Here is a 25,995-nt window from a genome sequence, read left to right on the forward strand (position 1 = left end):
GGTCGCTAAACTCCCCTGGGCGAAATCACGTCTTCGCGGCGAACGCCCGAGCCCCGGCCTCGCGCCGGAAGGGCTCCAAGGTCTGCCGCTGGCGGGCGGCGCGGACGAGCAGCTCGTCGAAGTCCGTACCCGGCAACCGGTCCCGCAACCCGGCCAGCTCGCCGAGCGTGTGCCACAGGATCTTCTTGCCCTCGATGCCCATCGCGAGCATCTCCAGCTCCAGGAAACGGCTCAGCGGCGAGTACGACACCCACCGGCCGTTGCGCTTGAGCCGCCCGAACCGCTCCCCGGCCGCCGCCAAGGCGACCTTCGCGCGGTTGGGCCGGACTCCGAGGGTCTTCATGATCGCCTCGAACGTCCGCACGTCCTCCGCGATCCCGTCCGCCACCTGCGCCAGTGCCGCACCGAGCTCGGTGCCTTGGTTGTGGTCGCGGGCGCGGCGGGCGAGGGCCCGCCAGGTGACCCCGAGCGCGAGCTGGTCACGCAGGTAGATCGCCAGGTAGCCGGTCATCGCGGAGCACCCGCGCTCCCGGACTGCCACCGGAAGACCCCGGCGCCCTGGGCGTAGGCCAGGTGGCCGCCGAGCGCGCCGCCGGCGCTGAGCACGAGCAGGCCGAAGAGGTTCAGCGTCTTTCCCGCCGCCTTCGCGCCCCGGCCCCGAGCGAAGTAGGACTGGGCGAACACCGCGGCGGCGAGCGCGTTGGCCGCGGCGTGGGCCAAGCCGACGCGGCGCTGGCGGACGTCCAGCTCGCTGTAGTCCGCGGCGCCCAGCACCATCGCCACCGGCGTGGCCAGCAAGCCCACCGCCACGAGCCGGCGGGCGGCGGAGTCGTTGCCCGGCAGGAAGTCCAGCAGTGACGAGCACAGCCACGCCCCGATCGGCAGCGTGACCGCCAGTGGGTGCAGCGGGTGCCCGAGCTCCTCTCCGCGCAGCGACCGGCCCGCTCGGCCGCCGAAGAGCCGCCGCAGCGGCTTGACGACGGCCTCGGCGGGCCCGTCCAGGCTCCGTGCCCGCTCCACCGCCGCGAGCAGGCGGTGGGGTGCGGCCACCGCGCCGCCGTTCGCCGGTCCGCCGTCGTCCACGTTGCTGTCCGGGTTGTCCGTCATGGCTCCCGGCTACCCGCGCGGTCCGCGGTCAATCCCAGCGGGCTTTGTTCGCCGACCGCGCCGCCGGGCAGGCGTAAAAGACCGCGGCCTGGGTAGCCCGTCGCCACGAACCCTTCGAGCCTCGGAGAGGAGGGGCGAGGAGTGCCTGCCGACCTGCCACTGGCCGACGAACTGGCCGTCGTCGTGGCGCGGATGTCCGGCCTGCTGCTGACGTGGGACAGCGTCGAGCCGGCCATGGAGATCATCGCCACTTCGGCCCGGGAAGCGATCGCGGCGTCGGTGGGCGCCGGGGTGAGCCTGTTCGAGGGAGGCCGGCGGACCACCGCGGTGGCCTCGGACCAGGTGGTGCGCAGGGCCGACGACCTGCAGTACACGCTCGGCGAAGGCCCCTGTTTGTCCGCGTTCTCCGAGCGCGCTACGCACCGCGTCGACGACGTTCGGACCGATTCCCGCTGGCCGCGGTGGGGCCCGGCGGCCGCGGAAATGGGAATGCTCGCGGCCCTCAGCGCGCCTCTGCTGGTCCAGGACACCGCTGTGGGCGCGGTGAAGGTCTACGCCCGCGAGGCCGGCGCCTTCTCCGCCCGGGACGAACGGCTGCTCACCTTGTTCGCCGCCCAGGCGGGCGTGCTGCTCGGGTTCGTGCGACAGGCCGAGGGCACCCGCCGGGCGAGTGACGCCTTCAAGGAAACCTTGCGCAGCCGGGACGTGCTCAACATGGCGAAGGGGGCGTTGATGGAACGGGAAAGCGTCGGCGAGGACGCGGCGTTCGGCATGTTGCTGAGCTTGGCCCGGGCGCGGCACCAGGACGTCGCCCAGGCAGCCGCCTCCCTCGTCGGGCACCACCCGGGCAGCTGACGCCATGACCGCCACCGAAGACGAACAGCGACAGCGGCTTGTCCGGTGTTTCGCGCGCGCTGACCTCACCCTGGAACAGCTCTGGATGCGCTACTTCGCGCTGGGCGGCTCAGTCGACCTTTTGGAGGTCGACGCCTACCTCAACGGAGCCATGCCGCTGCCCGGGGTGCAGCGCGACATGCTGGCCCACGCGGTCAACGAACGGCTGGACGAACTCCTCGGCCGCGACCGGGTCCCCTACAGCCGGCCCGTCCGCCAGTCCCACCCCGTCAGCGGGCCCTTGGCCGCGCTGGTCGAGCTGCTCGAAGGAGCCCACCGCGCGGCCCCGGAGCGGCTGCCGTTCCTGATGGACGCCGCCGGGCGGGCCGTCGGCCTGCGGGTCGGGGTCTACCTCGCCGACTACGCCCAGCGCACCCTCGTGCCCGTGCCCGGCGCCGGCGCGCCCCTCGAAATCGAATCCACCCCGGCCGGCGAAGCGTTCCAGCGCGGCGACGTGGTGGTCACCGCCGAGCCGGGCGGCCCCCGGCTGTGGGCGCCGTTGCTGGACGGGGTGGAACGGCTCGGCGTGCTCGAGGCGCACCCCACCGACGGCACGGATCCGCACGACCCCGTGCTGCGCGACCAGTGCCGGTGGCTGGCCTACCTGTTCGGCCACCTGGTCACCATCACCACGCAGTACGGCGACGGTCTCGACCGCGTCCGGCGCCGCGAACACCGCGGTCCGGTCACCGAGCTGCTCTGGACGGCGCTGCCGCCGCTGACCGCCGCGACGAAGACGATGACCGTGGCCGCGGCGACCGAACCGGCCTACGGCACCACCAGCGACGTGTTCGACTACGCCCTGTCGGAGACCTCGGTGTCGTTCGCGATCTTCGACGCCGGCACCCGCGATCGCACGGGTGCGCTGGCCGCGGCCGTCGCGCTGTCGGCCTACCGCGCCGCCCGCCGCGACGGGCGCGATCTGCCGGAGCAGGCACACGCCCTCGACGAAGCGATCGGGTCCTCGGGCGGTCACGGTGGCGTCTCCGGGGTGATCGGCCGGTTCGACGCCGCCACCGGGCGGCTCGTCCACGTGACCGCCGGCCGGCCCGGCCCGGTGCTGCTGCGGGACGGCACGCTGACCGAGCTCCGAACCGGCGATCCGGCGCCGCCGTTCGGCCGCCGGGCGGACCGGGTCCCCGCCGAAGAGCAGCTGCGACGCGGCGACGACGTGGTGCTCTACACCGACGGCGTCACCGGCGCTCGCGACGACGACGGCCGCGCCTTCGGGTTCTCCGGGCTGGCGCGGGTGCTCGAACACGACGTGCCCACCCGGCTGCTGCCCGAAGCAGCCCGGCGGATCACCCGGGCGGTGCTGGACCACGCGAACGGCCGGCTGGCCGACGACGCCAGCGTTCTGCTGCTGCGCCCCTTCGGCGACCGGAGGTCATCCGGGTGGTTTTGACCGGCCGGCGGTCCCGGGGCGGGCATCGAGTCCACAAGGGGACTTCCGTGGTCCTTCGGCTCGACGCCGCCGACGGTTCTCCGCCGGCTTGGATACGGGCGCTTACCTCACTCGCGTCCCAGGACGATGGTGGGTTCGAGGTCCTCGGCCTCGGCGACGGTCTCCGTCGTGCCCACCGGTTGCGGTGTGCCCTCCGGCACGGACTCGATCTGCATGACGTCCATGGCTGGCCTCCGTTCGTCGCCCACGCGAACACCCGGTGACTGCCCGGCCGGGCAGTCCATCACGAACGGCGGCTACCCGGCTGACCAGCGCACAAACACATTTCGGAGTGCTTCGTCCCCATGCCCCCGATCGTGGGATCACCGCAGTTTCGTCGGCGGGGTGGTACCGGTCCGTTCGTCGCCGTAGCTCAGCCAGGGCCCGATCGGGGCGTGCTGCCCGACGCCCGGACGGCTGTAGTCGCACACTCCGCCGGGGAACGCCGCTCGCAGGCGCTTTTGGTCCGCGGCGGTGAAGGCGACCGGGTAGTCGCGGAAGTCGAGCGGCTTCAGCCGGCACTTCAGCACGTCGAGGGCCAGGCTCTCGCCCGCCGCCATCCGGGTGTTGGCCGCCACCGGGTACTGCGCGCCGCACCGGCCGCTCGCCGGGTACGTCAGCTTCTCCGTGATCCGCGACGCGGCGGAGAGGTAACAGCCGTCGCCGAGATCGGCCGGCCGGTTCGCCAGCACCTTCTGCTGACGGCTCCGGTGGGAACGGTCGGCGTCGATCGCGGTCAACCAGCGGTCCATCGCGGTGAGCTCGTAGACGCCGGCGGCCGCCGCTTCGGCCGCGGTGGCGTGGTTTTCGATGATGACCTGGTTCGCCGCGGTGCCGTTGGCGCGCAGAAGCCGTTGCCGCATCACGTAAGACCACTCTGTGGTGTGAATGTCGTTGCCGAACCCGGCGAGGTCGAGATCGGTCCGCTGGTCGATGGTCGGCGTTTCGCGCAGGCCCTGCGACGCCGAGTTCACGATGTCGTCGGCGTACGCCGCGTTCAGTGCCTTCGGGTCGGCGGCGATCCGCTGCGGCACCGGCTTTCCGGTGTAGTCGAGGCCACCGATCGCGGCGTTGAGGTCGGCGAACTGTGCCGCGGTGATCGTCCCGGCCTTCAGCGCGTTCAGGCCGTACTGCACGCCGGTGGTGTCCAGCGGGCTGCGCACGAAACCGGTCCTCGGGTCCCGCCCGATCTGGTTGGCCAGCTGCTCGGTGGAGTTGCACTTCACCCCGCGCGGGTTGGTGACCGGGTCCCACCGCGCCGCGACCGGGATGGCCGCGTTGCAGCTGCCGGTCGCGGTGGCGCGGCTGGCGAACGTCTGCTCCCAGGAGACGCAGGTGTCGTAGCTGGCGAAGCCCGCGACGGCCTGCTTCTGCGCCGCGGTGAACGATCCGCCCGGCCCGGCGAAGTACCGGTTCAGCAGGCGGCAGTCCGACACCGGGCCGCCCACGCTCAGCGGGTCCGGGAACGAGACGCCGGGGATGATGCCGTCGACGATGCCGGGGTAGTTCTCGGCGATGTCGTACTGCTGGATCGCCCCGCCCGAGCCACCCCAGCCGATGGTGTGGGCGACCGGGCCGTAGGTCTCGACGAAGTGCTCCTTGACCATCATCGCCGCTTCCGCCGAGATGATCGGGCTGCAGTTGTTGTCGAGCACGTTCAGGGTCGACGACGCGACCGCGTAGCCCTGCGCCAGGAACAGGTCGTTGACGACCCCGCCGGTCGCGTTGCCCTGGTGGTAGCCCGCGTTGCAGCCGCCGCCGAAGGTGTAGACCAGCTTCCCGTTCCAGCCGGCGTCCGGCGCGACGGGCGACGGCGTGCCGTCGTAGAGCGCCGCCATCTCGTAGACGGCGCGGTCGATCGTGCCGCGCTCGACGCGGACCACGTACGGCACCGCGCGCCCGCCGACCGTGGCCGTCGCGAGGTCCGCGGGCCGGGCCGCCGGGTCCGCCAGCGGCGCGAAAGCCCCGGCGGTGGTCTTGTACTGGTAGGTCACCTGGGTCGGCGCGCTGCAGAACGGCTGCGACGCCGCGGGCAGGCCGAACGCCTGGGTCTCGCAGTAGAACGGGCGCTGCTGCGCGCCGGAGAAGACGGGCCCGGTGATCGGGTGGTTGGTGACGCGCAGGTTCGCCCGCTGGTCCGGGCCGTGGCCGTTCGCCCGGGCGCTCAGGTCGTTGACACCGTCGCGCAGGCCGCTCACCAGGCCGAGCAGGCTGCCGTCCGGCTGGGCGCGGAAGCTCGAGGTGACGTCGTGGCCGTTGGTGGCGACGGTGACCCGGGTTCGCTCCGGCGGAACCACCTTGACCAGCACCTGTCCCCCGCTGACCAGCGCGGGCCGCGGGTTCGACACCGTCTCGATCGTCAGCTGCCGCCCGGGTGGAGCGGCGGCCACCGCGGTCGCCGTCCCCAGCAGCAGGAAGGGCGCGGTCAGGGTCGCCACCACGAGGGATGAGCGCACAGTACAGTTCGCCACCAGCAACTCCGCTCGCTTGTGGCATCGCGTCGTCGCGACACCGCGCAGGTGCCGGTATAGCACCTGCGGCCCGGCCGGAACAACATCCGGTGCCGGGCCGCATCCGTTGCGGACGAACCGAAACGCGGGCGAAAGGTCCGGTTCGGATCGCCGGCCCGCCCGTCAGCCGCCGATGGTGGCGAAGGTATCGGCCACCCAGTCGGCGATGTACGTGCTCACGTGCGGGAGGTGGTCGAGCCCGATGTGCTCGGTCGCGCCCTCTTCCGGGGTGAACACGCGCAGTTCGCGGCGGGGCGAGTGGACGGCCTGCTCGTAGGAACGGTGTGCGTACTCGAGCGGGATCTGCCGGTCCCGCTCGCCGTGGGCGATGAGGAACGGCACGGTGATCTTCTCGACGACCCCGTCGAGGTGGACGTCGTCGGCGAAGGCGATGAACGTGTCGAGGTCGTCGTGGCCCCACACCCACAGGACGTGCTCCCAGTAGTGCGGCACCGGCCGCTCGCCCTCGCGTTCGAGGCGGCGGCGCTGCACCGCGCCCCAGTTGTGGTTGGCACCCCAGGCGACGCACAGCGCGAACCGCTTCTCGAAGGCCGCGGCGCGCGGGGCGTAGTAGCCGCCGAGCGACCAGCCCACGATCCCGATCCGCGCCGGGTCGACGTCGTCGCGCTGCTCCAGCCAGTCCACGGCGGCGCCGGCCCACACCTCGCTGTCGATCCGGGCCGTGATCCCTTGCAACCGCAACGCTTCACCGGTGCCGGGCTGGTCGAGCATGAGGCACGAGATGCCGCGGGCGGCCAGTTCCTCCCAGTGCGCCGACCCGTACATGTGCTCCTTGGTCGAGTCCAGGCCGTTGACCAGCACCACCACCGGCGCCGGGCCGTCGCTCGTGGCCGGCGCCGCGCTGAAGTAGGCGGGCAGGGTCGTGCCCTCGTACGGGATCGCCACGCGGGAGATGCGCGGGTCACGCAGGTCGAACGCCTTCTGCGCCAGGGCGAGGACGCGGCGATAGGCCGGCAGCCGGTCGGGGTTCGAGTGCGCGAGCATGCGCTCGGCCTGGCAGAGGTAGTTGGTGGCGCGGAAGTACAGCTGCCCGGCGGTGCGTTCGTGCCCGGCTTTCTCCGCGGCTTCGGCCTGGGTGACGAGCTGGTCGGTCAAGGCCGTCCACGCGCGCAGGAAGTCCGGGGTGCCGGCGTCGGAGCCCCGCGCGGCGGCCTCGCGGATCGGGCGGCAGGCGCGGTCGATCTCGTCGATCAGGCCACCGGAGTTGAGCGCGGCGACCACGCCCAGGTTCCAGACGTAGTTTCCGGGGAAGTACTCGAACAAGGTCAGGTCCTTTCAGGGTGGAGCCGATTCCGGGGCCGCCGCCGCGCCGGACGCACCGGCGGCAGCACGACGCCGGGAACGACGGTGTTGCGGATCGTCCCGATGCCTTCGACGGTCATTTCGACGACGTCGCCGGGCTTCAGCGGCGGCGGCTGCTGTTCGCCGCGCCGGCCCCACAGCTCGGCCAGGCAGCCGCCGTTGCCGCACGTTCCCGAACCCAGGACGTCCCCGGCCCGCACCCGGGTGCCGCGACCGGCGTAGGCGGCCAGTTCCTCGAACGGCCAGCCCATGTTGGACAACAGGTCCTGACCCACCTCGACGCCGTTGACCGCGACCCGCATGTCCAGCGCGAGGAAGCCGTCCGCGTCCCGGTACGGCGCCAGCTCGTCGGCGGTGACGAGCCACGGCCCCAGGGTGGTCGCGGAGTCCTTGCCCTTGGCCGGGCCGAGGTTGACCCGCATCTCGCGGCGTTGCAGATCGCGCGCCGACCAGTCGTTCAGGATCGTGTAGCCGAAGATCGCGTCCGGCCCCAGCACGGCGGCGACCTCCAGCTCGAAGTCGAACGACCGCGAGCCCGGCGGGACCGGCACGTCGTCGTGCGCGCCGACCAGCGCGGCGGGGTTGGTGAAGTAGAACGTCGGCGCCTCGTACCATTCCGGCGGCACGGACCCCGGCGCGACCATGCCTTCGACGTGCTCCTCGAAGGCGACGAAGTCACGGACACTCGGTGGCTCGAGCGGCGGCAGCAGCCGCACCTCCGTCAAGGCCACGGCCGGCCCGCGGAGAGCGGCCGCCCCGGCTTCGAGGGCGGCGGGGAGGCCGCCGCGGACCAGGTCGAGCACGGTGACCCCGGCCCGGAAGGCGTGGACGGCGTCGCCGGAGACCACGCCCGCGTGCACGGTTCGGCCGTGCTCGTAGGTGGCGAGGCGCATCAGACAGGCGGGGCGACGAACAGACCCTTGTCAGGGTCGTTGAACGAGCGGGCGGCGACGAACTCGTTCATCGCGTTGGCCGTGCCCCACTGGTCGGACACCCCGGGCCGGGTGAAGTCGTAGAGGTGCGGGTGCCAGGTGTCCTCGTCGACCAGGTCGAGCTCGGTGGTGTACTCGACGGTGTTGCCGTGCGGGTCGAGGAAGTAGCTGAAGGTGTTGTTGCCGGCCAGGTGCCGCCCGGGGCCCCAGATCTTCTCCACGCCGGCCTGCAGCAGCCGTCCGGTGCCACGCATGTACTCGTCGATCCCGCGCATCTCGAACGACGCGTGGTGCAGCGACGGGTGCGGCCCCCGGGCGATGGCCAGGCTGTGGTGCCAGGCGTTGATGCGCAGGAACCACATCATCCCGCCCATGCGCGGGTGCGTCAGGGTGTCGGACAGCTTGAACCCGAGGTGGCGTTCGTAGAACCGCCGCGTGCCTTCGGGGTCGGCGGAGTTGATCACCGCGTGGGACAGGCGGACCGGGATCGCCTCGCCCGCTTCGATCTTGCGGTGGGCGCGGACCGCGACGCCGGCGCTGACCTCGATGGTGCGGCCTTCGTTGTCGAAGAACCGGAACCCGTACCCCCCACCGGGAGTCTGCAGGGCGCGGGGCTCGTGGACCAGCGTGACGCCGGCGGTCGCCAGGCGTGCGGCCAGGGTGTCGACGTCGGCCGCGGTGGCCGCGCCGAAGGCGATCAGGTCGATGCGCTTGTCCGTCGCCTGGCGCAGCCGCACGATGTAGTGCTCGGGCGAGCCTTCCGCGGCGAGGAAGGCGATCCCGGTGTCGGTGTGTTCGGTGGTCAGTCCCCACGCGCCGGTGTAGAAGTCCTGCTGGCGGGCGAGGTCGGGCACGGCGAGGTCGACGTGCCGCAGGTGGGTGATGAGGCCATCGGTCATGGCGTTGCTCCGGAAGGTTCAGGCGGGTTGGGCGACGAGGGCGGCGACCCGGCCCATCAGGGCGGGGACGTCGCCTTGTTCGTGGTCGAGGAGCCATTGGCCGAGCTGGTTCGACGCTTCGACGACGGCGGTCGCCCGGGCGACACGCCGTTCGCTGAAGGCTCTCCACAGCGCGTCGTCGAGGGTTTCGGCGCCGAGGAGGAGTTCACTGAGGACGGTGGCGTCCTCGAACGCCTGGGCGCCGCCCTGGGCGAGGGTCGGCGGGCAGGCGTGGGCGGCGTCGCCGATCAGCACGACGCGGCCGCGGTGCCACGGCGCGGGGAGCACGTGGGTCTCGAACCAGGTGTAGTTGACGCGGGAGGGATCGTCGAGCGTGGCGAGGATGTCGTCCCACGGTCCGTGGTAGGCCGAGGCGAGCCCGCGCATGACGGCGAGCCGTTCCGAAGGGTTCAGGGAACTGCGGTCCTGCGCGTCTTCGACGACGTAGGCGTAGAGCGAGTTCTCGCCGGTCGGGCAGTAGCCCGCGATGTAGCAGGGGCCTCCGTAGAAGAGGTCGGTGCGCGTGACCGACGCCGGGCGGGGGCCGAAGGCGCGCCAGATGCCCATGCCGGTGGCGCGGGTCTTCAGGTCGATGCCCAGGAGCCGCCGGATCGTCGAACGGATTCCGTCGGCGCCGACGACCAGGTCGTAGCGGCCGGTCGAGCCGTCGGTGAAGGTGACGTCGACGTGGCTGCCGTCCTGCCGCAGCTCGGTGACGGTGGCGCCGAACCGGACCTTCGCGCCGGTCGCGGCCGCGCGATCGTGCAGGATCCGGGCGAGGTCAGGGCGCGGCATGCCCAGCGCGGCGGGCAGGTCCGGGCCGCCGGTGCGGGCGTCCGGCAGTTCGGCCAGCAGCGTTCCGGCGGCATCGGGCGCGCGCAGGCCCAGGCCGTCGAACCCGTACCCCTTCGCCCGGACTTCCTCCCAGACGCCGAGGGTGCGCAGTTCCCGCAAGGCGTTGCCCTGCAAGGTGATTCCCGAGCCGATGGCGGTGACGCCGGGTTCGGTTTCGACGAGGTCGACGGTAACTCCCGCCTTCGCGAGGTGGATCGCGGTGGCCGTGCCGGCGAGACCGCTGCCGACGACGAGGACGGTGGTGACGGCGGGCATGGCGGTCCTCACTTGACGGCGATCGGGGCGACCGGGGCGCCGACGGCACCGGTCACGGGCAGGGGGTCGGCGGTCAGCCAGAACTCGTGGACTCCGTCGGCGGCGCAGTCGGCCGCGAGGGCGTCCAGGTCCCACATCTCGCCGAGGAACAGGCCGATGTGGGGAATGGCGACCTGGTGCAGCGGCTGGAAGGCGTCGTCGAACTCGTTGGGCCGGACCTCGAAGCCCCAGGTGTCGGTGGCGATGGCGGCGATTTCCCTGCCGTGCAGCCAGTCCGCCGTGGTGAACGACAGGCCCGGGGCCGGGCCGCCCGCGTAGTCGCCCCAGCCTTCGCGCCGGGCGCGGGTGAGCCGGCCGGTCCGCACCAGGAGCAGGTCACCGCGGCCGACTCGCGCGGTCTCGCCGTGGGCGGCGATGGTGGCCTCGAGGTGGCCGGTGGTGATCGCGAACCCGTCCGGCAGTTCGCCGTCTTCGCCGAGCACCCGGCCGACGTCGAGGAGCACGCCGCGGCCGGCGATCCGGCCTGCCACGGTCTCGATCCCGGTGACCCGGTCGCCTTCGCTGGTCACGACGTCGCCGGCGCGCCGGCCGTTCCACGCGACGCCGTGGTCGAAGATGTGACCGAGGCCGTCCCACTGCGTCGAGGCCTGCAAGGGCATGAAGACGACGTCGTCGGCGCCGCCGAGCCCGTGCGGGAAGCCTTGGCCGCGCTCGGCGTCCAGGCCGGTGTCGAGCATCGTGTGCACCGGGTTGGTGCGCCGTCGCCAGCCCTTCTGCGGGCCGTCCGCGTCGAAGCGCTGCGCCAGCGAGAAGCTGACCCCGCGCCGGACGAGCGCGGCGCCCTCCCGGCGTTGGGTGTCGTCCAGGAAATTCAGCGTGCCCAGCACGTCGTCGGTGCCCCAGCGGCCCCAGTTGGAGCAGCGCTGGGCGGCTTCGGCGATCGCGGCCTCGGGATCGGTTCGGTCCACCCCCTCACTGTCGGGCCGGACGGGATATCAGGGAAGAAAAGATCGATGATGTGGAGTATCGACAGCGTTGATACCGTGGCTCGCTGTGAACCTCGCTCGCCTGGACCTCAACCTGCTCGTGGCGCTCGACGCGCTGCTGCAGGAGCGCAGCGTGACGCGTGCGGCGGCGCGGATGGGGCTCGGCCAGCCGGCGGTGTCGGCCCAGCTCGCCCGGCTGCGCCGGCACTTCCACGACGAACTGCTCACGCGCTCCGGGAACCAGTACCGGCTCACCCCGCTGGCCGTGCAGCTCAAGGAACGCGTGCGCGTGGCCCTGTCCGGAGCCGAGCGGGTGTTCGCCGCCGAGCCCGACTTCGACCCGGCGTCGTCGGCGCGCGAGTTCTCGATGCTCATGAGCGACTACGGGGTGGCCATGCTCGGCCCCGGGATCGCGGCCCGCCTCGCCGAGGAGGCGCCGGGCACCCGGCTGCGGTTCCCCGCGAACACGCCGAGGATGGTCGACGCGGCGGCGCAGGAGCTGGTCCACGCCGACCTGCTGGTGATCCCGCACGGGTTCGTCGGCGACCTGCCGCACGAGGACCTCTACCGCGACGAATGGGTGTGCCTGGTGGCCGCGGACAACGCCGCCGTCGAAGGCGCACTGACCGTCCGGCAGCTGGAGACCATGCCGTGGGTCGTGACCTACCACGGGCCGACGGCGTCCACCCCCGCCGCGCGGCAGATGCGCATGCTCGGGATCGAACCGCGCATCCAGGTGGTCACCGAGACGTTCCTGACCGTGCCCGGGCTCGTCGCCGGGTCCGGCCGCGTGGCGCTGGTGCAACGCCGGCTCGCCGACGGGATCCCGGCCGAGCTCGGCGTGCGGGCGCTCCCGTGCCCCTTCGACGCGACCCCGCTCGTGGAGGCGATGTGGTGGCACCCGATGTACGACGACGATCCCGAGCACCGGTACCTGCGCGACGTCGTCCGGCGGGCGGTCGCGGCGATGATCGGCATCACCCCGGCTGATACCGGCCTTCGGGAGAAGTGATTTCCGCTCCGGCGCCGCTTTCCCGACACTTTTGCGCAAGCGCTGCCGATCACCGGAGACCGGCCGCACGTGGGCCGGAGGCGCCATGTCCGAACACCTCGCGAGTTCCCGTCCGAACGCCGCCCCTTCGGCGGGCGGCCGCCGGCCGGGAACGGCTCAGCTGCTGATCCTGCTGTCCGCCAGCTGCCTTTCCGTGCTCGGCGCCGTGCTCATCGCGCCGGTGCTGCCCCAGCTGCAGAACGCTTTCGCCGGAGTGCCCGGCGCCGACGTCCTCGCGCCCGTGGTGCTGACGGTTCCCGCCCTGCTGATCGGGCTGACCGCGCCGTTCGCGGGCCTGATCGTCGACAAGGCCGACCGCAAGCGGCTGCTGCTGGTCGCCTTGGTGTGCTACGCGATCACCGGCACCGCCCCGCTGTATCTGCCGTCCCTGCCGGCGATCCTGGTCAGCCGCGTCCTGGTCGGCGTGTGCGAGGCGGCCATCATGACCTGCGCGACGACGCTGATCGGCGACTACTGGTCCGGGGCGCGGCGCAGCCGCTACCTGAGCCTGCAGACGCTCGTCGCGTCGTTGTCCGCGACGGTGTTCCTGGCCCTCGGCGGGGTGCTCGGGGCGCACAGCTGGCGGACGCCGTTCTGGGTGTACGCGGTCGCGCTCGTGCTGGTCCCACCGGCCGCGAAGCTCATCTGGCAGCCGGCCGGCCAGGCGACCCCGGGCCGCCGTCCGGCACCGCTGCCGTGGCGAACGTTGCTCACGCCGTGCCTCGTCACGTTCATCGGCGGCATCGTGTTCTACACGCTGATCGTGGAACTGTCCTTTGTGCTCACCGAAGCCGGACTCGCGGCGACAGCGGCGATCGGCGGCATCAGCGCGCTGATGTCCGTGGCCACGGCCGCCGGGTGCGTCGTGTTCGCCCGGCTGTCCCACCGGACCCCGCGCACGCTGCTGCCGGCGGAGTTCGGGCTGTCCGCGCTCGGTTTTCTGCTGGTGTTCGCGACCGGTTCGATCCCGGTGATCTCCGCGGGTGCGGCGATCGCCGGTTTCGGCACCGGCATGCTCCTGCCCACGCTGCTGACTTGGGCGGTGAACGGCCTGGACTTCGAGCAGCGCGGCCGCGGTACCGGCGGGTGGACCGCGGCGCTGTTCATCGGCGAGTTCCTGTGCCCGCTGCTGATCGCCGCGATCGGCACCGGTGCCGGCGGCTTGCGGCCGGCGATCGGCGTGCTGGGGCTGGCTGCGGCGGTGATGGCGGGGATCTGCGTTTTGGCCACTCGGCGGCACAACCCGCGGCTCGACCTCACGACTGACTGACCGGGAAGCCCCACCGCCGGACCTAAGTGCCGTGCTCTCCGGTGATCGCCCGGTACACCGGCCGGAACAGCTCGGTGACGTCTTCGCCGCCCGCCGGGATCGGGAACGGCGGGGCCTGGTCCAAGACCGCGTCGAACCGCGTTCGCGGCCCTGGTAACGGCGCCGTGCCACCCAAGCCCGGGGCTTGACCGGAGTCGAAGAACGTTTCCATGACTTCGGTCAGGGCCGGGGACCGGTCGTCGGGGTCGAGCGGCTCGGCGGAGATCAGCCGGTTCTTCAGCTCCTCGAGCAACGCTTCACGGTCACGGCCGCGCAGCGCGAGAACGGTGAACGGATCGTCGGCGACCCGCGCCACGAGCGCGGAGAACACCGCGTTCAGGTGGCCGCACGGCACCTCGGCGGCCGGGCAGGTGCAGTCCAGGGACACCTCCCGCGCCGACGACGGGAACAACGGCAGCCGGACCGCTGTGAAGATCTGTTCGACGTCGCGGGGCAGCTCGCCGCGGAGCAGCTGGACCGTGGACGACGCTTTCGCGGCGAGCGCCTGCGTGATCGTCGCCCAGTCCGTCTTCCCGAACGCCGTCAACCCGATCCGCACCTGGTGCGAACGACCGTCCCGCACCTCGGCGTCGACGCGCCCGGCGCCGACCGCCAAGGACACCACGTGCCCCTGGCCGTGAGCGGGCAGGAGGACGCCGATCGCCGTCAACGCCCGGACGAACCGGGTCGGCCACCACCCGAGCGGCTCAGTCATCGATCGCCTCCTCCCCCAGAGCCAGCACTCCGCGCAGCGCGTCCGTGGACAGCTCGGTCAGCCAGTTTTCGCCTTCACCGACGACCATTCCCGCGAGCGCGCGTTTCCTGGTGATCAGCGTGTCGATGCGTTCCTCGATCGTGCCCGGGCAGACGAACTTCCGGACCTGGACGGTCCGCCCCTGCCCGATCCGGAACGCCCGGTCGGTCGCCTGGTTCTCCACGGCCGGGTTCCACCAGCGGTCCAGGTGCAGGACCTGGCTGGCGGCGGTCAGCGTGAGCCCGGAGCCGCCCGCCTTGAGCGACAGCAGGAGGATCCGCGGCCCGTCGGCGGCCTGGAAGCGTTCGACGATCGCGTCTCGCGCCCCCTTCGCCAGGCCACCGTGCAAGAACGCGACTTCGGCGCCGAGCCGATCCGACAGGTGCGGCACGAGCATGTGGCCGAATTCGGTGTACTGCGTGAAGCACAGCACCCGATCGCCCGACGCCAGGATTTCCGCCAGGATCTCTTCGAGCCGGATGACCTTGCCGGAGCGCTGCCCGATCGGGGAGCCGTCGTGCAGCAGGTGCGCGGGGTGGTTGCAGACCTGCTTGAGCTTCGTGATCGCGGCGAGGATGTTCCCACGGCGCTTGATGCCCTGGCTGTTCTCGATCTTCTTCATCATCTCGTCGACGATCGCGCGGTACAGCGTGCCCTGTTCCCGGGTGAGCCGGTATTCCTGCGTGATCTCGATCTTCTCCGGCAGCTCGGGGACGATCGCCGGGTCCGTCTTCACCCGGCGCAGCAGGTACGGCTGCGTGAGCCGGCGCAGCGCGGCGGCCGTGGCGGTGTCGCCCCGGCGCTCGATCGGGGCCGCGAACCGTTGGCGGAACTCGAACTTGCTGCCGAGCAGCCCGGGATTGAGCAGATCCAGCACCGACCACAGGTCCGCCAGCCGGTTTTCCACCGGGGTGCCGGTCAGCGCGAGCCGGTGCCCGGCCGTGAACCGCCGCACCGCCTTGGCCGTCGCGGTGTCGGCGTTCTTGATGGCGTGCGCTTCGTCGAGCACCAGGCGCCGCCAGGCGAACTTCTCGAGCTCGCCGGCGTCACGAGCGGCAGTGGCGTAGGTCGTGACGACGAGGTCGGCCGCGGCGACCTGCTCGGCGAGCGCGTCCCCGTGCGCGCGGGCGCTGCCGTGGTGGGCGAGGACCCGCAGGCCGGGGGCGAAGTTCGCCGCTTCCCGCTGCCACATGCCGACCAGCGACATCGGGCACAGCACCAGCGTCGGCTCGCGATCGTGGCCGGCCCGCTCGACGGCCTCGAGCGCCAGCGTCTGGACGGTCTTGCCGAGGCCCATGTCGTCGGCCAGGCACGCCCCGAGCCCCAGCGCCGACATGAAAGCCAGCCAGGCGACCCCCCGCTGCTGGTAAGGGCGCAGGGTCGCGCGGAACGACGGCGGCAGCTCGACCGGCCGCAGCACCTCGTGGACCCGCCCGGCCAGGACGTCCCCGACCCAGCCGCCGGCGCGGACGTCGGTGACCGGGAGCGGCGCCTCCCGCTCGAGGTGGACCAGTTCGAGGAGCTCGGCCGCGGTGGGTCCCTGGGTCGTCCGGTGCGGGTCGCGGCGCAGGAACTCGAGACCGGCGCGGAGCCGGTCGGCGTCGACGCTGATCCACCGGCCCCGCAGCCGCACCAGCGGGGTCTTCGCCGCGACGAGCCGGGCCAGTTCTTCTTCGCCGATTTCGTCGTCGCCCACCGCGAGCGACCAGCGGAAGCCGGCCAGCTCGTCGCGGCCCACCCGGCTGCGGGTGACGACCTGCTCCGACGGCGTGCTGCGGACCGACAGCCGGAGCCCGAGCCGGCGCCGGCCGTCCCAGGCTGCCGGGAGCTGCACTTCGAACCCGGCTTCGATCAGGCTGGTCGCGCCCGAGGTGAGGAACTGTTCGGCTTCCTCGACGGTCAGGTCGTACTCGGCCGGCTGGGTCCGGCGCAACGCCGGCGCCAGCATCGGCTCCACCAGCGCGGCCCGGCCCAGTTCGGCGACGAACAGCCCCTTCGGGTCCCGGACCAGCCCGTTCGCCTCGCCCGACCAGATCTGGCCCGCGGACAGCAGCAAGCTCGGATCGGCCGTCGCCCGCAGGAGGAACTGCAGCTGCCACTTGGTGCCGTCGCCGGTCTGGTCGTCGGGATCGTCCACGGCCGCCTGCCGCAGGGTGCCGACTTCGGCCAGCCGGAAACACGCCCGGCCGTCGATGACGTCGGTGTCGGCGACTGCGTCCCACTTCGCGACGGCGTCGGCCAGGACCCCGAGCTCCTCCAGCGGCAGTTCGACGCGGGAAACGCCGCCCTGCAAAGCGGACAGCCACACCTCGGCCGCGCCCGGGCCCCCGGGCAGGTCGACGGGCGGATCCGCCCGCGCCAGCCGGTCCCGGACCGTCGCGTCGACCAGGGTGTGGAGGGCATCGGTGGCGAGCGCGCGCGGCGAGGCCCCGGTGAGCGGCGCGACCTGCTCGGCCCGCCCGACCGGCGGCATGGCCGCGACCAGCGCGTCGAACGCGACGAAGTCCACGCCCTGGAGCACCGGGCGCCACCGGGCTTCCGCCGCGTCGCCCCGGCGGACCAGCGTCGGCAGCACCCGCCCACGCCGCACCAGATCCGCGGCCAGGCGGGCCACCGCCCGCAGGTAGGTGACCGAAGCGCCGTAGGTGGCCGAGTCGTCGAGGTCGTCCAGCTCGGCCGCGTCCACGATCAGCGCCGGCACCGACCACGGCCGCAACGACGGCGCCGGGCCACGCCGGCCGCCCGCCGCCTCGGAGGAGGCGAGCGGCCGGTTCGCCCGCGACGGCAGCAGCACCGTCACCGACGTGGGTTTGCCGGGATGCAGCGCGGCCAGCTGCGCGCTGGAGACCGCGAACGGATGCGGAAGCGCGATGTGCGCCGACCGGCTCGACGTGCCGGCCGGGCGCCGGGCGTGCTCCGCCCAGAGCAGCAGACCGCGGCCCGGAGACCACAGAGCGTGTACGAAGGGCAAGGTCTGACGCTCCTTCGTCCGATCGGGGTCCCCCAGATCGTCGCACGCCAGGGGCGAAGGCCGCCGCGATACCCCCGACGGCGGCGATCCGTCCACAGAGGACACCGCCGGCTTGTCCCCCGAGCGAGCTACCCGGTCTGCTCGCTCCGGGGTGACGTTTTCGCCGTCCCGCTCTCGATAACTTCGTCGCCGTCACAGCGGACGGGGGCCACCAAGGCCTGCCGCCGCCGAAATCGGAGGGCTGGCACCATGAGGAAGACACGCGGGTTACGGTTCGCCGCCGCCTTGGCGGTCACCACACTGACCGTTCTCGGCGTGGCCGCCTGCGACAGCGCGGACGACGAAGACGCCCCAGCCGCGGCGCTCGCGTGGGGACCGTGCCCGGCGGCGGCGCCCGGCGCCACCCGGGATCCGCGGCTCACCTGCGCGAAGGTGAAGGTCCCCCTCGACTACGGTCGTCCGGACGGCACGACGATCGACGTCGAGATCTCCCGGCTGGGCGCCACCGATCCGGCGAAGCGCCACGGCGTCCTGCTGCTGAACCCCGGTGGTCCGGCGCTGCCCGGGCTCGACACGCCCGGCGCGATGGCACCGACGCTGCCGAAGTCCGTGCTGGACGGCTACGACCTGATCGGCTTCGACCCGCGCGGCGTCGGGACCAGCACCCCGCAGACCTGCGGCCTCGAGAACGCCGGCGTCGCCACGCTCTTCCCCTACCCCGCAGCCGACGGCTCCATCGAAGCCAATGTCCAGGCGGCGCGCGCCACGGCCGCGAAGTGTGCCGCCAAGGCCGGGGAGAACCTGCGCTACTTCACCACCGCCAACACCGCTCGCGACCTCGACCGCGTCCGCGAAGCCCTCGGCGAAGCCAAGATCTCGTACTGGGGCCAGTCGTACGGCACCTACCTCGGGAGCGTCTACAACGCGCTCTACCCGGACCGCGCCGACCGCGTGATCCTGGAGGGCAACGTCGATCCCGCCCACGTCTGGGCCGGTGAAGCGGAGAGCTGGGGCAAGGGCATGGCCGAGCGGTTCCCCGACGCCGCCGCCGTCGCCGCCGCGCAGAACGGCGCTCTCGGGCTCGGCGCCACCCCCGCCGAAGTCACCCGGACCTACCTCGCGCTCGCCGACCGGCTCGACCGGCAGCCGGCGCCGGTGCCGGGCACGCCGCAGTCGGTGAACGGGGCGCTGCTGCGCAGTGTCACCTACGCGCTGCTGATCCACAACGACACCGTGCCGGTGCTCGCCCAGGTCTGGAAGGCCGCAGCGGACCTGGCCGACGGCCACCTCACCGAGGCCGACGGCAAGGTGCTCACGCAGGTGTTCGCCGAGACCCCGGCCGCCCCGGGCGTTCCCGCGGACAACCAGGTGACCATGTTCCTGGCCCTCACCTGCGGTGACGCCGAGTGGTCCCACGACGTCGGCAGCTACGCCGCGCGCACCGCCGCCGACCGCAAGGCCTGGCCCCTCACCGCGGGCATGCCGGCGAACATCTGGCCGTGCGCGTTCTGGCCGCACCCGGTCGAGAAGCCGGTGGCCGTGACCGGGCAAGGCGCGCGCAACACGCTGATCCTGCAGAACCGCCGCGACCACGCCACGCCGTGGGACTCCGGCATCGGCCTGCGCCGCACCCTGGGCGACCGCGCCGCCTTCGTCGGGGTGGACAACGGCGGGCACTACGTCTACCACGAAGGCTCGGCCTGCGCCGACGACGCCACCGTCGCCTTCCTCGACACCGGCCGGCTGCCGGACAAGGACCTCGACTGCACCGACGTCGCACGGCACTGACCACCCGCGAGCGGGCGGCCTTCCCCCGGGGACGGCCGCCCGCTCGCGTCGGAGGACACGGCGCACACAGCGGATTCGCACCGGGATGCCCGGCCGGACCAGGATTCCTGCCCTGGTGGACGATCGAGCCACGCCGTGTCTTCCGCTCCTCCCGCCGGGCCGACCGGGGCGCGGCCGGCCTCGCTAGGCTCCCGCCCATGCCGACGCTGGGACGTCTCCGGAACCGATGGGCGGGCGTGCCCCCCGACGTCCGGGACCGGGCGCTCGCCGCGGCCGTCACGGCCGCCGCGTTCGTGCCGGGACTCGACATGATCGGGGCCCAGTTCGGCGACCTGCCGAGGCACGACGGCGGTGTCCTCGCGGTCGTGCTGGTGCTGGGTCAGACGCTCCCGCTCGCGGTGCGCAGCCGGTGGCCCGCGCTGACCCTCGCCATCGTCGCGCCCTGTTTCGCGGCGCACGAAGTGCTCGCGTATCCACCCACGATCGGCAGTCTCGCGCTGTACTTCGCGCTTTATTCGGCCGGAGCGCGCGAGGAGCGGTTCCGCCGGGCGCTGCCCGCCGCGGTGTCGGCCGGGTACGTCGTCTTCGCGGTCCTGGTCACCTTGCGCGGCTCACCGACGGAATTGCCGACCTATGTCGTCTACTACGCGGTGCTCATCCTCTTCTGGTCGCTGGGCGCCCTGGTGCGGCAACGGCGGCGGCAGGAGGCCGACCGGCGGCGGCTCACCGCCGCGGCCGCGGCGGCGGACGAACGGGCGCGCCTCGCCCGGGAGCTGCACGACGTCGTCACCCACCACGTGACGGCCATGGTGGTCCAGGCCGACGCCGCCCAGTACCTGCCGCCCGGCCACTTTCCCGAAGTGCTCGCCGCCATCACCGGCTCGGGCCGCGACGCTCTCACCGAACTGCGGTTCCTGCTCGGCGTCCTCGAAGCGACCGGCGCGCGCACCCCGGGCCTGGGCGCGCTGCGCGGCCTCGTCGAGCAGCCGGGCCGGGAGGCCGAGCTGGTCGAGTCGGGCGAACGCCGGGCACTGCCGGCGGAAACCGAGCTCACCGCGTACCGGATCGTGCAGGAAGCGCTGACCAACGCGGCCAAGTACGCCGCCGGCCGGCCGGCGACGGTGCGCGTCGGCTACGGCGCGGACCTCCTCGAGATCGACGTGATCACCCGGGGCCCGGCGACCGACGCCGGCGTTCTCGGCTCCGGCGGGCGCGGGCTGACCGGGCTGCGCGACCGCGTCGACGCGCTCGGCGGCCGGTTCACCGCCGGACCGTCGGCGGACGGGTTCCGCGTCAGCGCCGCGTTCCCGACGGCCGGGGTCCCCGTACGGAGCGACCGATGACCGACGGCCCGATCCGGGTGCTGATCTGCGAGGACCAGGAGCTCATCCGCGCGGGGTACGTGGCCGTGCTCGGCGCCCAGCCGGACCTCGAGGTGGCGGGGCAGGCCGCGAACGGCCGCGAAGCCCTCGCCGAGGTCGGGCGGCTGCGCCCGGACGTCGTCGTGATGGACATCCAGATGCCGTTCCTGGACGGGATCGAGGTGACCCGCCGCGTGGCCGGCCCCGGCGCGGCGATGCCGGCGAAGGTGCTGATCGTGACGACGTTCAACGTCGGCCAGTACGTCTACGACGCGCTGCGGGCCGGGGCGAGCGGGTTCCTGCTCAAGGACGCGCCCCTGAACGAGCTCGCGGAAGGCGTGCGCACGGTCGCGCGCGGTGAGTCGCTGCTTTCCCCGGCGGTGACCCGGACGCTGATCGGCCGCTACGCCGACCGCATCCAGCCGGCGGCTCCCACCGGCGGGCCGCTGGACCGGCTGGCCCCGCGGGAGCTGGAGGTGCTGGAACTGATCGCCGGCGGCCTGTCGAACGCCGAGATCGCGGCCGAGATGGTGCTGAGCGTGGAGACGGTGAAGACGTACGTCTCGCGGATCCTCACCAAGCTCGACCTGCGGGACCGGGTCCAGGCCGTGGTACTGGCCTACCGGACGGGGCTCGTCAGCGCCGCGGGCTGACCGGCCACCCGGGAGTCGCGCGCTCCCGGGTGGACGGTGGGCTCAGCTCACCTGCAGATCGATGCAGCTGTAGAACGCGTTCGTCGTGTCAGCGATGTTCCACACCGCCAGCACCGTCTGGCGGCCCGTGTGGTTGCCCAGGTTCACCTGGTGCGACACGGTTTGCGGCGGCTGCTGGTTGTTGCCGCTGATGTCGGCGACCTTGTCGTTGCCGATCCAGTACTCGTAGTTCGCCGTGCGGTGGCGGGCGGTGAAGGTCCACGTGAACGTCGCCGTGCGGCCGACCGACGAGGCCTTCCAGCCCTTGCTGTTGTCGTTCAGCTCGGCGAACTGGGAATTGCCGCCGTTGCAGGACTTCAGGCCTTTCGGGCCTTCCACGCTCTGGGGCTCGTACTTGATGTTGCCGCAGGACACCGTGCCCTGTGCGCACTGCGCCTGGCGGCTGGCCGGGGAGTTGACGTAGCCGTGCGCGCTCGCGATCCCGGCGGGACTCACCACCACCAGGACGGGGGCCAGGAGAGCACCCGCCGCGGCCGCGACCAGTTTGCGGTTCATACCAGCTCCTTCGAGGACAGGCTCGCTTCCCGGATACGACGAACTCGCGGCAGGGGGTGCCCACCGCGCCGGGAAGGGGGTTCGAGCGAAGGAAAATTGTGGTCTAGACCATACGGCGATTCGGACACGAGGTCAACAGATGGCAAAGTCGAGGTTCATGTTGGTAAGACGCCAACCTTCACCCGGTGTTCCGGTCAGCGGGACCCGCCGGGGCGCCCAGGGCGCGCCGCGCGCGGCGCCTGCCTCTAGGATTCCGCCGGTGACCACCTACGACGACACGTTCGAGCACCTCGACGCCGCGGCCCTGCCGGAACGGCAGCAGAAGATCCTGGTCGCCATCCGGGACTGGGTGGTCCGCCACGGGTACTCGCCCAGCACGCGCGAGATCGGCGAGGCGGTCGGCCTGCAGTCGACGTCGTCGGTGTCGAAGCACCTGGCGAGCCTGGAGGACAAGGGTTTCCTGCGCCGCGGCGCCGGCGTGTCGCGCCCGATGGACGTGCGCGCGTTCCTGCAGGGCGGCGAGACGCGGGAAGACGGCGACTCCGTCCCGGTGCCGGTCGTCGGCGACATCGCCGCCGGTACGCCGATCTCGGCCGTGGAGCACGTCGACGACGTCCTGAAGCTGCCGCGTGACCTCACCGGGCGGGGCACCGTCTTCGGCCTGCGCGTGCGCGGCGACTCGATGATCGACGCCGCGATCTGCGACGGCGACATCGTCGTGGTCAAGCAGCAGAGCGAGGCGCACTCGGGCCAGATCGTCGCGGCGATGATCGACGAGGAGGCGACGGTCAAGGTGTACCGCCGCCGCAACGGCCACGTGTTCCTCGAGCCCCGCAACCCGGCCTACGACGTCATCGACGGTGACCGGGCGGCGATCCTGGGCGTGGTCGTCTCCGTGCTGCGGAGCGTCTGACCCGCTTCACCAGGTGACCGGCAGCTCGTACACGCCGTACACGGACCCGTCGTGCTTGAACGGGATCCGCCCGACGTCGGCGGCCAGTGCCAGCGTCGGGATCCGCCGGTACAGCGTGCGGTAGACGACCTGCAGCTCGAGCCGGGCCAGCGGCTGGCCGAGGCACTGGTGGACGCCGAAGCCGAAGGCGACGTGCCGGTGGGCGTCGCGGGTGAGGTCGAGCCGGTCGCCACCGGGGAACACCGCCGGGTCGCGGTTGGCGAGGTCGTTGGCCATGATCAGGCCCTCGCCCGCCCGGATGGTCTCGCCGGCGATCTCGATGTCCTCCAGCGCGAGGCGGCGGCGGCCGTTGTGCGTGATGTTCAGGTACCGCAACAACTCTTCGACCGCCGACGCCACCAGGGCCGGGTCGTCGGACTCCCGCAGCAGCGCCAGCTGGTCCGGGTGCTCCAGGAGGGCCAGGGTGCCGAGGGCGATCATGTTCGCCGTCGTCTCGTGGCCGGCGATGAGCAGCAGCACGCCCATCTGCGCCGCCTCCGTGCGCGACAGCTCCCCGGCGTCGACGCGGCGGGCGAGCCCGGAGAGCAGGTCACCGGCGGGCGCCGCGAGCTTCTCCCCCATCAGCCGGTCGAGGTACCCGACGAGCGCCTGGTGCCCCGCCGCACGCTCCTCGGGCTTGGCGTCGCGCCGGATGATGAGCTTGCTGTTCTCCTGGAAGAAGTCGTGGTCGGCGTACGGGACGCCGAGCAGCTCGCAGATCACCAGGGACGGCACCGGCAGCGCGAACGCCTCGACGAGGTCGACCGGCTTCGGGCCGGCCAGCAGCTCGTCGAGGAGGTCGTCGACGATCTTCTGCACCGCCGGGCGCATCGCGGCGACGCGCCGGATCGTGAAGGGCGCGGTCACCATCTTCCGCAGCCGCGCGTGTTCCGGGTTGTCCATCAGGATGAAGCTGATGCCGGTGCCGCCCTTCGGCAGCGGCGCCGGGCTCGGGTAGCCGGGACGGGTGATGTCGGCACTGACGCGGGGATCGGCGAGCAGCGCCCGCTGTTCGGCGTAGCGGGTGACCAGCCACGGCGTGCTGCCGTCCCACAGCCGGACTCGTGTGAGCGGAGCTTCATCCTGCAGTGCCCGGGCCGCGGGCGGCGGGTCGAACGGACACCCCGCGGCGCGCGTCATCGGGAACCCGGGGATCTCGGCGGTGCTCGTCATGTGTCCTCCGCGGTGGCCGTCGGTTCGTGATCAGTCAACCGAAGACTGCTACGCTAAGTCAAGCGACTGATTTAATTCGGACTTCCGGAGGACCACCCCGTGCTCGACCCCGCCCAGCCCGCCGCAGAGGCGTCGCCCCGCGCGAACCTCGTCGTCGCGGTCCTCGCCCTCGCGGGCATCACCGTCTCGCTGATGCAGACGCTGGTCATCCCGCTGATCCCGGCGCTGCCCGGGCTGCTGCACGCCTCCGCCGCCGACGCCACCTGGGCGATCACCGCCACCCTGCTCGCGGGCGCGGTGGCGACGCCGACCATGGGCCGCCTCGGCGACATGTACGGCAAGCGGCGGATGCTGCTGGTCAGCCTCGGCGCACTCGTGGTGGGCTCGGCGATCGGCGCGCTCTCCGACAGGCTCGTGCCGATGGTCGCGGGCCGGACGCTGCAGGGCCTGGCCGCCGGCGTCATCCCGCTCGGGATCAGCATCATGCGCGACGAGCTGCCCGCCGAACGGCTCGGCTCGGCCACGGCGCTGATGAGCGCGTCCCTCGGTGTCGGCGGCGCACTGGGCCTGCCCGCGGCGGCGCTGCTGGCCGAAAACGCCGACTGGCACGTGCTGTTCTGGACCGCGGCCGGGCTCGGCCTGGTGGTCACGGCGCTGGTCGTCGCGCTCGTGCCGGAGTCGCCGGTGCGCACCGGCGGCCGGTTCGACGTCCTCGGCGCGGCCGGGCTCTCGATCGCGCTGGTGTGCCTGCTGCTGGCGATCTCGAAGGGTGCCGACTGGGGCTGGGGCAGCGCGATCACGCTCGGCCTGTTCGCCGCAGCGGTGCTCGTTCTGCTGTGGTGGGGCCGGTGGGAGCTGCGCACCCCGCGGCCGCTGGTCGACCTGAGGACGAGCGCGCGGCGCCAGGTGCTGCTGACGAACATCGCGTCGGCGGTCTTCGGTTTCGCGATGTTCGCGATGTCGCTGGTGCTGCCGCAGCTGCTGCAGCTCCCGGCCGCCACCGGGTACGGCCTGGGCCGGTCGATGCTCGTGGTGGGCCTGGTGATGGCGCCGTCGGGGCTGGTCATGATGGCGCTGGCGCCGGTGTCGGCGCGCATCACGGCCACGCGCGGTCCGAAGACGACGCTGATGCTGGGCGCGGTCGTCGTCGCCGCCGGGTACGCGCTCGGCATCGTCCTGATGAGCGCGACCTGGCACCTGGTGCTGGTCTCGAGCGTTATCGGCGCCGGCATCGGGCTCGCGTACGGCGCGATGCCGTCGCTCGTGATGGGCGCGGTGCCGGTGTCGGAGACGGCGGCCGCGAACAGCCTCAACACGCTGATGCGTTCGATCGGGACATCGGTGTCGAGTGCGACCGCCGGCCTGGTCCTCGCCCGGCTGACCGTCCGGTTCGGACCGGTGGAACTGCCTTCGCAGAACGGTTTCCGGCTCGTACTGGGGATGGGATCGGCCGCGGCGCTCATCGCGCTGGCCGTCGCCGCCTTCTTGCCGAGGCACTCGGTTCCGGCTCTCGCGAGCCCGGAACCCGCCGCGGCGAGTCGCTGACCGGCGGCCCGCCAGGCGGTTCGCGCGCGGCGCCCGAGCCTCTGATGCGGCGCCGACCCGGAGGAGCCGGACATGACGGATAGCGCTGGGATGCCCCGGTGGCCACGACCTCATCGGCGCCGTGGTGCGGCGCACCGTCGGCGGGCGGCCGCCGGGGTCAGGGTTCCGGCGAAGTCGCCCGGCCTGGCTGCCCCGCCGCAGGTCGAGGGGCGCGGTGCCCCTGGGCAGGCGTCTTGAATGAGTCATTGGGGGCTTCTGGCGACCCGGATGAGTCATTCGCGACGTCCGGATCGCGGGCGACCGGGCTGCGATCCGTTGCGCGGCCGCGACGGAAGCCAAGCGACTGAACCATGGCTTTGCCGGGCCCCGGCCGCCCGGGTCAGGCCCGCGCGGCCACGCCGTCGAGGTGCAGGACGCCGTCCGTGTGCTGCGCGGCGACGAACTCGGGCCCCTTGGTGACGAGCCGTGCGATGGCCGTCGCGTGGCCGTGGCCGAGGCCGTGTTCGGTCTTCAGCCACGCGACGATCTCGCCGTGCTTCGTGAGGTTCTTCTCGGCGGCGAGGGCGAGGAAGGCACGCGGGGTGATGCCGGTCTGCTTTTCGGCGTTGTCGAGGTAGGCCTGGAAAGACATGGTGACTC

22 protein-coding genes are annotated in these 25,995 nt (G+C 72.5%); 9 read left to right on the plus strand and 13 right to left on the minus strand.

Going from position 1 to position 25,995, the window contains the following annotated elements:
• Window positions 1-25: 25 nt before the first annotated feature.
• Window positions 26-511 carry a hypothetical protein gene (locus ACZ4TR_RS12520; RefSeq protein ID WP_465287113.1) on the minus strand — a complete coding sequence of 162 codons (486 nt, stop codon included), beginning with the start codon at window positions 509-511 and terminating at the stop codon, window positions 26-28.
• Entirely contained in the window at window positions 508-1,107 is a 600-nt protein-coding gene (locus ACZ4TR_RS12525; protein WP_465287114.1) for a DUF2231 domain-containing protein, read from the minus strand. Before ACZ4TR_RS12525 ends, ACZ4TR_RS12520 begins: the two co-directional genes overlap by 4 nt.
• A gap of 141 nt (window positions 1,108-1,248) precedes the next feature.
• Here ACZ4TR_RS12525 and ACZ4TR_RS12530 point away from each other — a divergent pair, with 141 nt between their 5' ends.
• Window positions 1,249-1,962: a GAF domain-containing protein gene (locus ACZ4TR_RS12530; RefSeq protein ID WP_465287115.1), complete on the plus strand. Its 714-nt coding sequence runs from the start codon at window positions 1,249-1,251 to the stop codon at window positions 1,960-1,962.
• 4 nt (window positions 1,963-1,966) lie between these two features.
• Window positions 1,967-3,406 (plus strand): SpoIIE family protein phosphatase, encoded by a 1,440-nt coding sequence (locus tag ACZ4TR_RS12535; protein WP_465287116.1) that lies wholly within the window; start codon window positions 1,967-1,969, stop codon window positions 3,404-3,406.
• A 362-nt stretch (window positions 3,407-3,768) separates the two neighbouring features.
• Here ACZ4TR_RS12535 and ACZ4TR_RS12540 read toward each other — a convergent pair whose 3' ends face one another.
• The 6 genes from ACZ4TR_RS12540 to ACZ4TR_RS12565 form a co-directional block, all read right to left on the minus strand.
• Window positions 3,769-5,916 carry a DUF6351 family protein gene (locus ACZ4TR_RS12540; RefSeq protein WP_465287117.1) on the minus strand — a complete coding sequence of 716 codons (2,148 nt, stop codon included), beginning with the start codon at window positions 5,914-5,916 and terminating at the stop codon, window positions 3,769-3,771.
• A gap of 162 nt (window positions 5,917-6,078) precedes the next feature.
• Window positions 6,079-7,239 carry an alpha/beta hydrolase family protein gene (locus ACZ4TR_RS12545; RefSeq protein WP_465287118.1) on the minus strand — a complete coding sequence of 387 codons (1,161 nt, stop codon included), beginning with the start codon at window positions 7,237-7,239 and terminating at the stop codon, window positions 6,079-6,081.
• A gap of 2 nt (window positions 7,240-7,241) precedes the next feature.
• On the minus strand, window positions 7,242-8,171 hold the full coding sequence (locus ACZ4TR_RS12550) for a fumarylacetoacetate hydrolase family protein (protein WP_465287119.1): 930 nt from the start codon (window positions 8,169-8,171) through the stop codon (window positions 7,242-7,244).
• Window positions 8,171-9,109, minus strand: a complete 939-nt coding sequence (locus ACZ4TR_RS12555) for a VOC family protein (protein ID WP_465287120.1) — start codon at window positions 9,107-9,109, stop codon at window positions 8,171-8,173. Before ACZ4TR_RS12555 ends, ACZ4TR_RS12550 begins: the two co-directional genes overlap by 1 nt.
• An 18-nt stretch (window positions 9,110-9,127) precedes the next feature.
• The gene (locus ACZ4TR_RS12560) at window positions 9,128-10,258 is read right to left on the minus strand and encodes an FAD-dependent oxidoreductase (protein WP_465287121.1); all 1,131 of its coding nucleotides are present in this window, start codon (window positions 10,256-10,258) and stop codon (window positions 9,128-9,130) included.
• Between the two features lie 8 nt (window positions 10,259-10,266).
• The gene (locus tag ACZ4TR_RS12565; protein ID WP_465287122.1) at window positions 10,267-11,226 is read right to left on the minus strand and encodes a cyclase family protein; all 960 of its coding nucleotides are present in this window, start codon (window positions 11,224-11,226) and stop codon (window positions 10,267-10,269) included.
• An 85-nt stretch (window positions 11,227-11,311) separates the two neighbouring features.
• On the opposite strand from ACZ4TR_RS12565, the gene ACZ4TR_RS12570 reads away from it, so the two are divergent.
• Together ACZ4TR_RS12570 and ACZ4TR_RS12575 are read left to right on the plus strand one after the other, a co-directional pair.
• Entirely contained in the window at window positions 11,312-12,256 is a 945-nt protein-coding gene (locus tag ACZ4TR_RS12570) for a LysR family transcriptional regulator (RefSeq protein ID WP_465287123.1), read from the plus strand.
• An 85-nt stretch (window positions 12,257-12,341) separates the two neighbouring features.
• Window positions 12,342-13,565, plus strand: a complete 1,224-nt coding sequence (locus tag ACZ4TR_RS12575; protein WP_465287124.1) for an MFS transporter — start codon at window positions 12,342-12,344, stop codon at window positions 13,563-13,565.
• A gap of 22 nt (window positions 13,566-13,587) precedes the next feature.
• Here the strand turns inward: ACZ4TR_RS12575 and ACZ4TR_RS12580 are convergent, their stop codons facing one another.
• Both ACZ4TR_RS12580 and ACZ4TR_RS12585 read right to left on the minus strand, forming a co-directional pair.
• Window positions 13,588-14,319, minus strand: coding sequence for an SWIM zinc finger family protein (locus ACZ4TR_RS12580; protein ID WP_465287125.1), 732 nt, complete (start codon window positions 14,317-14,319; stop codon window positions 13,588-13,590).
• On the minus strand, window positions 14,312-17,329 hold the full coding sequence (locus tag ACZ4TR_RS12585; RefSeq protein ID WP_465287126.1) for a DEAD/DEAH box helicase: 3,018 nt from the start codon (window positions 17,327-17,329) through the stop codon (window positions 14,312-14,314). Before ACZ4TR_RS12585 ends, ACZ4TR_RS12580 begins: the two co-directional genes overlap by 8 nt.
• 249 nt (window positions 17,330-17,578) lie before the next feature.
• On the opposite strand from ACZ4TR_RS12585, the gene ACZ4TR_RS12590 reads away from it, so the two are divergent.
• The 3 genes from ACZ4TR_RS12590 to ACZ4TR_RS12600 all read left to right on the plus strand — a co-directional run bounded on the left by ACZ4TR_RS12590 (window position 17,579) and on the right by ACZ4TR_RS12600 (window position 21,131).
• Window positions 17,579-19,117, plus strand: coding sequence for an alpha/beta fold hydrolase (locus ACZ4TR_RS12590; protein WP_465287127.1), 1,539 nt, complete (start codon window positions 17,579-17,581; stop codon window positions 19,115-19,117).
• Window positions 19,118-19,314: 197 nt separating this feature from the next.
• Window positions 19,315-20,460: a sensor histidine kinase gene (locus tag ACZ4TR_RS12595; protein WP_465287128.1), complete on the plus strand. Its 1,146-nt coding sequence runs from the start codon at window positions 19,315-19,317 to the stop codon at window positions 20,458-20,460.
• Entirely contained in the window at window positions 20,457-21,131 is a 675-nt protein-coding gene (locus ACZ4TR_RS12600; protein WP_465287129.1) for a response regulator, read from the plus strand. The genes ACZ4TR_RS12595 and ACZ4TR_RS12600 overlap by 4 nt, the downstream gene beginning before the upstream one ends.
• 42 nt (window positions 21,132-21,173) lie before the next feature.
• Here ACZ4TR_RS12600 and ACZ4TR_RS12605 read toward each other — a convergent pair whose 3' ends face one another.
• Window positions 21,174-21,686 carry a lytic polysaccharide monooxygenase auxiliary activity family 9 protein gene (locus tag ACZ4TR_RS12605; protein ID WP_465287130.1) on the minus strand — a complete coding sequence of 171 codons (513 nt, stop codon included), beginning with the start codon at window positions 21,684-21,686 and terminating at the stop codon, window positions 21,174-21,176.
• Between the two features lie 259 nt (window positions 21,687-21,945).
• Here ACZ4TR_RS12605 and lexA point away from each other — a divergent pair, with 259 nt between their 5' ends.
• Window positions 21,946-22,599: a transcriptional repressor LexA gene (lexA, locus tag ACZ4TR_RS12610; protein WP_465287131.1), complete on the plus strand. Its 654-nt coding sequence runs from the start codon at window positions 21,946-21,948 to the stop codon at window positions 22,597-22,599.
• 6 nt (window positions 22,600-22,605) lie between these two features.
• On the opposite strand, the gene ACZ4TR_RS12615 is transcribed toward lexA, so the two are convergent.
• On the minus strand, window positions 22,606-23,811 hold the full coding sequence (locus tag ACZ4TR_RS12615) for a cytochrome P450 (RefSeq protein WP_465287132.1): 1,206 nt from the start codon (window positions 23,809-23,811) through the stop codon (window positions 22,606-22,608).
• A 99-nt stretch (window positions 23,812-23,910) separates the two neighbouring features.
• On the opposite strand from ACZ4TR_RS12615, the gene ACZ4TR_RS12620 reads away from it, so the two are divergent.
• Window positions 23,911-25,356, plus strand: coding sequence for an MFS transporter (locus ACZ4TR_RS12620; RefSeq protein WP_465287133.1), 1,446 nt, complete (start codon window positions 23,911-23,913; stop codon window positions 25,354-25,356).
• A 379-nt stretch (window positions 25,357-25,735) separates the two neighbouring features.
• Here the strand turns inward: ACZ4TR_RS12620 and ACZ4TR_RS12625 are convergent, their stop codons facing one another.
• Complete coding sequence (locus ACZ4TR_RS12625) at window positions 25,736-25,987, minus strand: DUF4287 domain-containing protein (protein WP_465287134.1); 252 nt, start codon at window positions 25,985-25,987, stop codon at window positions 25,736-25,738.
• Window positions 25,988-25,995: the final 8 nt, after the last annotated feature.

Source organism: Amycolatopsis sp. NPDC028719, from assembly GCF_055565395.1.

Excerpts from the sequence above, each read along its gene's own strand:
- ACZ4TR_RS12525 (WP_465287114.1), bottom strand. The coding sequence starts at position 1,107 with ATGACGGACAACCCGGACAGCAACGTGGACGACGGCGGACCGGCGAAC.
- ACZ4TR_RS12605 (WP_465287130.1), bottom strand. The coding sequence starts at position 21,686 with ATGAACCGCAAACTGGTCGCGGCCGCGGCGGGTGCTCTCCTGGCCCCC.
- ACZ4TR_RS12555 (WP_465287120.1), bottom strand. The coding sequence starts at position 9,109 with ATGACCGATGGCCTCATCACCCACCTGCGGCACGTCGACCTCGCCGTG.
- ACZ4TR_RS12600 (WP_465287129.1), top strand. The coding sequence starts at position 20,457 with ATGACCGACGGCCCGATCCGGGTGCTGATCTGCGAGGACCAGGAGCTC.
- ACZ4TR_RS12575 (WP_465287124.1), top strand. The coding sequence starts at position 12,342 with ATGTCCGAACACCTCGCGAGTTCCCGTCCGAACGCCGCCCCTTCGGCG.
- ACZ4TR_RS12535 (WP_465287116.1), top strand. The coding sequence starts at position 1,967 with ATGACCGCCACCGAAGACGAACAGCGACAGCGGCTTGTCCGGTGTTTC.
- ACZ4TR_RS12580 (WP_465287125.1), bottom strand. The coding sequence starts at position 14,319 with ATGACTGAGCCGCTCGGGTGGTGGCCGACCCGGTTCGTCCGGGCGTTG.
- ACZ4TR_RS12595 (WP_465287128.1), top strand. The coding sequence starts at position 19,315 with ATGCCGACGCTGGGACGTCTCCGGAACCGATGGGCGGGCGTGCCCCCC.
- ACZ4TR_RS12550 (WP_465287119.1), bottom strand. The coding sequence starts at position 8,171 with ATGCGCCTCGCCACCTACGAGCACGGCCGAACCGTGCACGCGGGCGTG.
- ACZ4TR_RS12520 (WP_465287113.1), bottom strand. The coding sequence starts at position 511 with ATGACCGGCTACCTGGCGATCTACCTGCGTGACCAGCTCGCGCTCGGG.
- ACZ4TR_RS12590 (WP_465287127.1), top strand. The coding sequence starts at position 17,579 with ATGAGGAAGACACGCGGGTTACGGTTCGCCGCCGCCTTGGCGGTCACC.
- ACZ4TR_RS12560 (WP_465287121.1), bottom strand. The coding sequence starts at position 10,258 with ATGCCCGCCGTCACCACCGTCCTCGTCGTCGGCAGCGGTCTCGCCGGC.
- ACZ4TR_RS12625 (WP_465287134.1), bottom strand. The coding sequence starts at position 25,987 with ATGTCTTTCCAGGCCTACCTCGACAACGCCGAAAAGCAGACCGGCATC.
- ACZ4TR_RS12615 (WP_465287132.1), bottom strand. The coding sequence starts at position 23,811 with ATGACGAGCACCGCCGAGATCCCCGGGTTCCCGATGACGCGCGCCGCG.